The sequence below is a fragment of the Pseudomonas yamanorum genome, assembly GCF_013386765.1.
In the GTDB taxonomy this organism is placed as follows: domain Bacteria; phylum Pseudomonadota; class Gammaproteobacteria; order Pseudomonadales; family Pseudomonadaceae; genus Aquipseudomonas; species Aquipseudomonas yamanorum_A.
On sequence record NZ_JACARE010000075.1, the window covers coordinates 1 to 7,709 of the forward strand.

Below are 7,709 nucleotides of genomic sequence, written 5' to 3' on the forward strand. Positions count from 1 at the left end.
GATGCCGATTTAGCCGCGCCGGGCCATGGATGGCCCGTCGCGGCGGCCCGCGGAGACGGGTCTGATTGCGGGCATGCCGAGCCTAAGCGAGGCACCGAGTGGTGGGGCAAAGACCTTTTGGTTACTTTTGGGGCGTTTGCCAAAAGTGACCCGCTGTAAGAGCGGAACCCTAAGTAGCCGTTACCGAAGAAACGGATATGTACACCATCCCGGCCCCCAAAAAGCATCACCGCGGCACCACGCGAATCACCGCCCGAGGCCCCAAATCAGGAATCGCCTTATCCACCGAAGGCAACTGCGGCGCCTGCACATCCGGCATCGCCCAACTATGCTCCGGCTGCAACCCACCCTGGGCCCTGCGCATAAACTCATAGCGATTCAACGTAATACTGCGCCCCGCCCCACTGTCACGAATAATGTAGGGCCGCAAAAACACCATCAGATTCGTCTTCGTCACACTGCGCTTTTCATTCCTGAACAACGCCCCCAACCCCGGGATATCCGCCAACCAAGGCACCGCGTCATTGCTCTGGCTATAGCCATCCTGCAACAACCCGCCAAGCACCATGATCTGCCCGTCATCCAGCAAAATACTCGTATCAATCGCCCGCTTGTTCGTCACCGTCCCCGCGTCCACCGAAGCCCGCGTGTCGACACTGCTGACCTCCTGGTAAATATCCAGCTTCACCGTCCCACCCTCGGAAATCTGCGGCCGCACGTTCAGCTTCAACCCCACCTCCTCGCGCTGCACCGTCTGGAACGGGTTATTGCTCGTGCCCCCGCCACCGGTCACATAACTGCCGGTGACGAACGGAATCGTCTGCCCCACAAAAATACTCGCGGCCTCGTTATCCAGGGTCAGCAGGTTCGGCGTCGACAATACATTGGTCCCGCCCTTGCTCTTCAACGCCCGGGCCAGCACCTTGAGGTCCAGCACCTTGCCGATCCCCGGAATATCCACCGTGCCGTCCACCAGCCCGATGTTCAAACCCTTGGGCAACACATCAATGCTGGTCTTGCTGGCAGGCGCTGCATTCAACCCGCTGCCCCCCAGGTTGACCCCGCCAAAGCCACCCTTCCCGCCCAGGTTCCCCGCCTGCCACTGCACCCCGAATTCGCTGGCATCGTCTTCGCCCACTTCGACGATCAGGCTCTCGATCACCACCTGGGCGCGACGCTGGTCGAGCATGTCGATCACCTCCCGCAGGTTGCGATACAGCGGGTCCGGCGCCGAGATCAGCAAGGTGTTGGTGGTGGCGTCCGCCTGGATCGTCACGCCACCGGCGCTGAATGCGGTGTTCTGGTCGCTGGAGGTCGATGCGCCAGCGGTAGTCGGGTCCTGGCCGTAACCGCTGGGCTGGGCGGTGCCGCTGCCGGTGGGCGTGCCGCTGCTGTTCTGGGTGTTGCCCTGACCGCTCTGGGTGTTGCCGCCCATGGCACTCAACTTGCCCCTCGCATTGTCACTGGCACCGGTGTCGCTTTCCCCCGTCAGCAAGCCCCGCAGCGACTGCGCCAGCTTGGCCGCCTGGGCGTTGCGCAGGTACACCACGTGCATGTTGCTCGGGTTGCTCTGGGCATTGTCCAGCTTGTAGATCAGGTTGCGCGCCAGCTCGGTGCGCTCCGGGCTGCCGGCGCGGATGATGATGGAGTTGGAGCGCGGGTCACCGATCACGTTGATCTTCTGGGTCTGGTCGGCGCCCTGGGTTTCCAGGAGTTCCGAGACCATGGCGGCGATGTCCACGGCGATGCCGTTCTGCACCTTCACCACGTCGGTGTCGATGGCGCTCGGGGTGTCGATGCCGTCGATGATCTGTGCCACCCGCGCCAGGTTTTCCGCGTAGTCGGTAATGACGATGCTGTTGTTGCCCGGGTAGGCGTTGATCGGGTTGTTGGGCGACACGATGGGACGCAGCACCGGGATCAGGTTCACCGCGTTTTCGTATTGCAGGCGAAAGGTGCGGGTCTGCATGCCCTGCCCGCCCGGGTTGGCGCCACTGTAGATCGGCCCGCCCAGCAGCTTGGCATCCGCCTCCGGCACCACCTGGGCCACGCCGCCCACGTCGACCACGCTGAAGCCTTGCATGCGCAGCGCCGCCAGCAGCATGTCGTAGGCCTGGTGCGCCGGCACCTGGCCTTCGCTGACCAGGGTCAGGTTGCCCTTCACCCGTGGGTCCACCAGAAATTGCTGGCCGGTGGCACGGGACAAGGCGCGCACCACCGCCTGGATATCGGCGTCGACGAAGTTCAGTTGCACCGGTTGATCACCCAACGGGTTGCGCGCCTTGGCCGGTGCGCTGGCGTGGCTGCGGGCGCTGTTGGTCACCGGGTGCGGCACACGGGGCGGCGGCAGCGGTTCACGCTGGCGGTCCAGGGTGGTTTCGCCGCTGCGCCGGGTGTCGGCCAGGGGCTGGCCGAGTTCGCTGTCCACCAGCAGCGGTTTGGAGGGTTGGGGGGTGCTGCACGCGCCCAGCGCCAACAAGAGCAAAGGGGCGACCTTGCGAAAAGGCGCAGCATTGGGCAATGACCACTTCATGAAGCTTCCTTAGCGCCAGGCGCCTGATCCATGCGAACGGTCCCGGACAAGGTGCCGGCCGAGTTTGAAGGGGTGGCATCACCTGCGCGTTGCAAGCGGGCCTCAGAGACTTCCAGGGAAAATGGCCGGGGGTTGGCCAGCAGCCAGTCGACCACGGCATCTGCCGGGGCGTGCGCAAAGGTCAGGCGCCAGCCACCGGTTTCCTGCGCCTGCAATTGATAGCGGCCCTGCAGCCCGGCGCGGTCGAGGGACTGGTGCAAGGCGGTTTCCAGATCACCGCTGCGCGGGGCGGTGGCGACGCCCTGCAACAGCACCTGCAGCGCCTCGGCCTGGCTGCGCAGTTTCGGGGTTTCGGCCTGCCAGTAATCGATCTTCTTCAGCGGTGGCTGAATCAACAGCAACCAGATCAGCAGGCCGGCCAGCACCAGGCCGGCGCCCACCAGCAGACGTTTTTCGCGCACGGCCAGGCCGTTCCAGAACACCTGGGCCTGGCTGCGCAGGAGCTGCAAGCGCTTATTCATCTTCGGCCTCATCGTCCGCCTCAGCTTCAACCTGGCCGGTGAGCGGGCCCAGGGTCCAGCCCTGGTCGTCGCGGTTGGCGCTGAAACCGGCCTGGGCCAGCAGCGCCTGCCCGTCAGCGGCCAGGGCCGGGCTACGGGCGTCGGGCAGCAGGCTCAGCTGCAGGCGGCCTTGCTCGTAGGTCAGGCTGTCGACGCTGCCCGCCAGGGACAGCAGGCTGCTGCCGGCCAGTGCCAGCAAGCCGGTGAAACGCTGGCCAGGCTCGGCCGCCGCGCCACTCTGGCGGGCGGCCAATTGCTGGCGGGCTTGTTGCAGCGGGTTGAGAATCACCGGCAGTTCGGGGAAAGCCTGGCGCACCTGTTGGCTCATCTGCGCCTTGAGGCGTTGGCCTTCGTCGACCTGGCGGGCGGCGTAGAGGTTCAGGCCCAGGGTCCAGATGGCAACCGCCAGCGCCGAACAGGCCAGTGCCCTGCCCCAGCCGCCGGTGGCCGCTTGTTGCAGCCGACCATGCAAGCCCCAGCCCGGCAATGCACCGCTCCAACGGGCATCGCCGGTCACGTTCTGCACCTCGACGCCCGTGGCGAGCAGATCATCCAGCGCCTGCTGTCCCAGGGGATGCACTGCGCCCAGCTGCACGCCATGACGCAGCAGCAAATAACCATCGCTGAAGGCGGCGCTCGGTTGCCCGCTGACCGGCAGCGCGTAGGGCGCCGGGTACAGGCCGCGCACTTTGATCTTCAACTGGGCCGCTATCCGGGCCAGCTGTTCAAGGCCGCTTTTGGGCAACCAGCCGACCTGCACCAGGCCAGTGCTTTCCCGTGGGCCGTGGGCCACATGCATCAATTCCACCGGGCCAAGGATCAGGGCCTGGGCCGCGCACGTCACCGCGTCGTCGACCCTGGCGGAAGGCAGTTGCGGCAGCTCAAGGCTGGTCAACAGGCTGTCACGCGGATGCAGGAAAAACTCCACCTGGGTGTTGGCCCATTGCGCGAGGCTACCCTGCCCTTGCTGGCTGACCTGCCCGGCGCGGTCCAGCCAGGCGAACTGCACCGGGCTCTCGGTGTTGAGTTCATCCAGCGGCGGCAACGCAACGCGCAAACGCTTCATACGCCCACCCGCGACCAGATCACCTGGGGCTGACGGTCTTCAGGGCGATACAGCAACGCCTCCAGGGTGACCCGACGCTGCTCGCGGCGGGCCTGGCCCTGCACGCGGAACCACTCGCTGGTGATGCCTACCTGCACCGTGTCCACCGCCACCTGGGGCATGCGCAAGCGGTTGACGAAATCCCCACGATTGACAAACCAGCGCCCACCATCACGCTCGGCCACCAGCGCCTTGGCGTGCGACAGGCTGAGCCCCGGCACCACGGCACTGAGCACCTCGGCGCTGGCGGTATTGCCGTTGACCCAGGTATTGCCGGGCAGCACGCTGACGTAGCTCGCCATGCGCCGCAGCTGGCGCGGGTCGAGGCCTTCGATTGCGCTGAGGTCGGCGAGGCTGCGCAACATCGGGTACCTGGCTGGAGTCACTTGTGCTGCCGCACCGGGCGAGGTGTCGCGGCTGCTGTTGAAGCCGCCCGTGAATGAGGCCGTGCCTACGCGCTGGTCATAGGAGTCGATCACTCGCCGGCTGATGCGGCGGCTCACGGCAAGGTCGATGCCGATCAATTGGCACAGGCGTTCGAAGCTCTGCAATTGCACGGCGTCTGGCTGTTGTTGGGTCACCAGGTTGCGCAGGTTGAACTTGCCCTGCTCGTCTTCAATCCGCCCCTCGAACGCACCGCCAATGGGCCGTGCCCACGGTTGGTCGAGCCGGGTCAATACGTCCTGGCGGCGCGCGTCCCATAGGAGTTGGCGGCTGGTCTCCAGGCCGCCATTCAGCAACCACTGGCCCTGGATGCGCAGTTGCTCGGCTTCCAGGCTGCGGGTGAATACGGTTTGCCGGGTGAGCATGGCGCCGGCGATCACTGCGACCACGGCCGCGATCAGCAAGGCGCTGATAATCGCCATGCCGCGCTGCTTCGCCGCTGGGGGCGAATGGCTGTTCATCGCCGGCCTTACAACTGCCAGGAGCCGATGTCGGCGTTCACGCCGTCGCCGTCTGGTTTCCCGTCGGCGCCGAGAGAGAACACATCCACCTCGCCGTTGGCCCCCGGGTTGAGGTAGTGATACGGGTTGCCCCACGGGTCATTGGGCAGGCGTTCGAGGTAGGCGCGCCAGTTGCTGTTTTTTGCATCTGCCGGACGCTCCACCAACACCTTCAGACCCTGGTTCATGCTGGGATAAGTGCCATGGTCGAGGCGGTAGAGTTTCAGGGCCTGCATCAGCCCGCCAATGTCCTGCTTGGCCGCCGTGGCCCGTGCCTGGTCCGGGCGGTCGAGTACTTTTGGCACTACCAGCGCCGCCAGAATCCCCAGAATCACCACGACCACCATGATCTCGATCAGGGTGAAACCGCGCTGCCGGCGCGGGGACGTGAAGTGTGCGATATCCATCTCGACATTCCTTGGCTTGAGTGCATTTCGTGGCGCAGTGTTGCAAGAACACATGTCAGTCGTGTTGAAAATCCTCGGGAGCTTTGGTCGCCAATCGGTCAACTCCCGAGGCTAGTCTGCGGGCTTGTTTCCCGGTTTTGAGTACGCCATGGGCGGCCCCCGCAACGAGCACGGTTTCACCCTGATTGAAGTGTTGGTGGCCCTGGCGATCATCGCCGTGGCCATGGCTGCCGCCGTGCGCGTGGCCGGCCTGATGACCACCAGCAATGGCCTGCTGCGGGACAAGTCGATGGCGTTGCTGGCGGCCCAGAGTCGCCTGGCGGAACTGCGCCTGGAAGGTCGGGTGAGCCCGGGGCGCAAGACGTTCGACTGCGACCAGGGTCGGCTGAAACTGCGTTGCGAACAGACCATCAGCAACGGGCCGGATGGGCGCCTGTTCCAGGTCAGCGTGATGGTGCTGGACGCGACCCGTGAAGCGCCGCCCCTGGCACGCCTGGAGACCGTACTGGGGCGCCCGCCGCTACCGCGCGCGGTTACTGCCGAGTGAGGCTTGGCAAGGCCGGAGCGTCGGGCAACTTGTCGAGAGGCACGCGGATTTTTTCCGTACCGCGTTCAATCTCCACGCTATCGCCTTCAATGGCCGTCAGGCGCACCCCGGGGCTTAGGCGTTCACCCAACAAAAAGCTGCGGGGCGGGCCGTCGTTGAGGCTGAGGATCGCCACCGCGCCACGGGCCCCGGCGAGCACACCGGAAACCTTGATCTGCATCACCGCCGGGGTATTGGAAAACCACTGCAGCGCCGGGTTGTCGCTGTGGGCGGCCAAGGCCTGGGGCGCGGCCTGCGGGGTGTGGGATTCGGCCGAGGTGAGCAGCAGCGGCGTCCAGGTCGCCACCCCGGCCAGCGCCGCCAGCAACGCCACGGCCTGCACGCCATGGGCGGGTGAAAAACGATGGATGAATGCCATGGGCGGGACCTCCTGTTTGTCCGTTGCCTCAGGCTACAGGGCAATTCACACCTTTTTATTTCAGTGGTCCGTCAGGGAGCAAAAAATGAAACAGCAGGGCTTCACGTTGATCGAGTTGATGGTGGTGCTGGTGATCATCGGCATCGCCAGTGCGGCCATCAGCCTGAGCATCAAGCCGGACCCGCTGCACCTGCTGCGCAAGGATGCCGAGCGCTTGAGCCAGCTGTTGCAGGTGGCCCAGGCCGAGGCCCGCGCGGATGGCCGAGCGATCACCTGGCGGGCGGATGCCAAGGGGTTTCGCTTCAGCCGCGTTACGGATGATGGGTTGGGGTTGGAGAACTTCAGCGGGGATCAGCAACTGCGTCCACGGGCCTGGGACAACACGCCGATGCAGGTGCGCGTCGAGCCCGGGAAAGTCCTGGTGCTGGATGCTGAATGGGTGAACCCGCCGGTGCGGGTGGTGCTGTCGGATGGGCAGCACAGCTTGAGCGTGCAACGGGATGCGGCGGGGTTGTTGCGGGTGGTGAGCCATGAGTGACCAGAAGGGTTTTACGCTGATCGAGGTGATGGTAGCGATCATGTTGATGGCGGTGGTCAGTGTGATTGCCTGGCGCGGGTTGGACAGTGTGACCCGGGCGGATCAGCATTTGCAGGCCAGCAGTGAGCAGACCGAGGTGTTGTTGCGGGCGCTGAATCAGCTGCAGCTGGATGTGAGTTTGCGCGCGGGGGTTGAGTTGGGGCCGCCTGTGAGTGATGAGGCGCCGAAGCCTGGGGGGTTGGCGGGGATGTCGGTGAGGAGTTCGGACAGCAAGGGGTTTCGGCTGGAGGTGATCCGTAGTGCGCCGATTCCTGGTGATGGGTTGCAGCGGGTGCGGTGGTGGCTCAAGGGCGACACGCTGTACCGGGCGGCGGCTCCGGCGCGGGATCGGTATCCGCTGCCTGCGCCCCGGGATGCGGTGGCGGTGCTTGGGCAGGTCAGGGATTTGCAGGTCAGGGTTTGGGATAAGGGGTGGCGGCAGTTGAGCGGGAATCGGCGGGAGGATCCGCAGGGGCTTGAGGTGGTTCTGGTGCGGGAGACGGGCCAGGGGGTGGAGCGGTATCGGCAGGTTTTGGGGCCCTTGCGGTAGGCTGGTTTTTGGGCGGTGTACATATCCGTTATTTGGGTGATGGCTACTATTGGTTCCGCTCTTACAGC

The 7,709-nt window shown here is 65.2% G+C and carries 9 protein-coding genes; 3 read left to right on the forward strand and 6 right to left on the reverse strand.

What is annotated here, in order from left to right; genetic code table 11:
* Window positions 1-226: 226 nt before the first annotated feature.
* Genes gspD through gspG form a run of 5 tightly spaced genes read right to left on the reverse strand, consistent with a single transcriptional unit; the run spans window position 227 to window position 5,549 of the window.
* Window positions 227-2,533 carry a type II secretion system secretin GspD gene (gene gspD, locus HX875_RS31970; RefSeq protein WP_177048932.1) on the reverse strand — a complete coding sequence of 769 codons (2,307 nt, stop codon included), beginning with the start codon at window positions 2,531-2,533 and terminating at the stop codon, window positions 227-229.
* On the reverse strand, window positions 2,530-3,054 hold the full coding sequence (gene gspM, locus HX875_RS31975; RefSeq protein ID WP_177048933.1) for a type II secretion system protein GspM: 525 nt from the start codon (window positions 3,052-3,054) through the stop codon (window positions 2,530-2,532). Before gspM ends, gspD begins: the two co-directional genes overlap by 4 nt.
* Window positions 3,047-4,159 (reverse strand): type II secretion system protein GspL, encoded by a 1,113-nt coding sequence (gene gspL, locus HX875_RS31980; RefSeq protein WP_177048934.1) that lies wholly within the window; start codon window positions 4,157-4,159, stop codon window positions 3,047-3,049. Before gspL ends, gspM begins: the two co-directional genes overlap by 8 nt.
* Window positions 4,156-5,103, reverse strand: coding sequence for a type II secretion system minor pseudopilin GspK (gene gspK, locus HX875_RS31985; RefSeq protein WP_177048935.1), 948 nt, complete (start codon window positions 5,101-5,103; stop codon window positions 4,156-4,158). Before gspK ends, gspL begins: the two co-directional genes overlap by 4 nt.
* Window positions 5,104-5,111: 8 nt before the next feature.
* The gene (gene gspG, locus HX875_RS31990; RefSeq protein ID WP_177048936.1) at window positions 5,112-5,549 is read right to left on the reverse strand and encodes a type II secretion system major pseudopilin GspG; all 438 of its coding nucleotides are present in this window, start codon (window positions 5,547-5,549) and stop codon (window positions 5,112-5,114) included.
* A 148-nt stretch (window positions 5,550-5,697) separates the two neighbouring features.
* Here gspG and gspI point away from each other — a divergent pair, with 148 nt between their 5' ends.
* Window positions 5,698-6,096, forward strand: a complete 399-nt coding sequence (gspI, locus tag HX875_RS31995; protein WP_177048937.1) for a type II secretion system minor pseudopilin GspI — start codon at window positions 5,698-5,700, stop codon at window positions 6,094-6,096.
* On the opposite strand, the gene HX875_RS32000 is transcribed toward gspI, so the two are convergent.
* Window positions 6,083-6,514, reverse strand: coding sequence for a type II secretion system protein N (locus tag HX875_RS32000; RefSeq protein ID WP_177048938.1), 432 nt, complete (start codon window positions 6,512-6,514; stop codon window positions 6,083-6,085). The two genes, gspI and HX875_RS32000, sit on opposite strands and share 14 nt — an antisense overlap.
* An 85-nt stretch (window positions 6,515-6,599) precedes the next feature.
* Here HX875_RS32000 and gspH point away from each other — a divergent pair, with 85 nt between their 5' ends.
* Window positions 6,600-7,052: a type II secretion system minor pseudopilin GspH gene (gspH, locus tag HX875_RS32005; RefSeq protein ID WP_177048939.1), complete on the forward strand. Its 453-nt coding sequence runs from the start codon at window positions 6,600-6,602 to the stop codon at window positions 7,050-7,052.
* Complete coding sequence (locus HX875_RS32010; RefSeq protein ID WP_177048940.1) at window positions 7,045-7,641, forward strand: type II secretion system protein GspJ; 597 nt, start codon at window positions 7,045-7,047, stop codon at window positions 7,639-7,641. Before gspH ends, HX875_RS32010 begins: the two co-directional genes overlap by 8 nt.
* Window positions 7,642-7,709: the final 68 nt, after the last annotated feature.